Here is a 1,138-nt window from a genome sequence, read left to right as displayed (position 1 = left end):
GCGCTGGCGGTGCGGCGGGTGACCGGAACCAACCCACGAAGCATCGACGGCACCACACCACCCGACACCACACCCGCCCCATCCACACCAGCAGTAGCAATAACCAACGGATGACGACTGCCCACAGCCGCATCAAACAACGCCAAACCCCGCTCAACACCAATCCGACGAACCCCCAACGACACATCCCGAACCGGATCACCACTCATACCCACATCCGCATCCCACGCCCCCCACGCCAACGACACAGCAGGCAAACCCACACCACGCCGATACACCGCCAACGCATCCAAAAACGCATTCGCCGCCGCGTAATTACCCTGACCAGCACCCCCCAACACCCCAGCAGCCGAAGAAAACAACACAAACCCAGCCACACCCCGATCCACCGTCGCCCGATGCAACTCCCACGCCGCACCAGCCTTCGCCGCAAACACCGAAGCCAACCGATCCGCCGTCAACGACTCAACCACCCCATCATCAAGCACCCCCGCCGCATGAACCACCGCCGTCAAATCCGCAACACCCGCCACCAACTCCCCCACCGCCCCAGGACACGACACATCACACGCCACCACCGACACCTCAGCCCCCAAACCCACCAACTCCTCAACCAACGCCCCAGCCCCCGGAGCATCCCCACCACGACGACTCACCAACACCAACCGCCGCTGACCACCCCGCACCAAATGCCGAGCCAACACACCACCCAAACCACCAGTCCCACCAGTCACCAACACCACCCCAGCCGGATCCCAACCCCACACCGAACCCGAGCCCGACTCCGAGCCCAACCCCGAACCCGACTCCGACTCCGACTCCGAAGAACCAGAACCCAACCCCGACAACAACTCCACATCACCCAACCGAGCCAACCGCGCCACCCTCGCCACACCACCCCGCACAACCACCTGCGGCTCATCACCCAACAACGGCAACGCCACCCCCACATCCCCACCACACTCCACATCCACCAACGCAAACCGACCCGGATGCTCCAACACCGCCGACCGCACCAAACCCCACACCGCACCACCACCCACATCAACCCCAGAACCCACCACCGGACCCACCGCACCCCGAGTCACCAACACCAAACACGAACCCGCAAAACGCCCATCCCCCAACCACTCCCGCA

General features: G+C 64.1%; 1 protein-coding gene. It reads right to left on the bottom strand.

Translation table 11 applies throughout. The features are described 5' to 3' along the window. Nucleotides 1-1,097 (bottom strand): SDR family NAD(P)-dependent oxidoreductase (locus CFN78_RS30410; RefSeq protein WP_420807939.1); only part of this gene is annotated, 1,097 nt, incomplete at its 3' end. Nucleotides 1,098-1,138: the final 41 nt, after the last annotated feature.

This window comes from Amycolatopsis antarctica, assembly GCF_002262875.1.
GTDB classification, from domain to species: Bacteria; Actinomycetota; Actinomycetes; order Mycobacteriales; family Pseudonocardiaceae; genus Amycolatopsis; species Amycolatopsis antarctica.
This window is presented reverse-complemented; position numbering and strand designations above follow the sequence as displayed.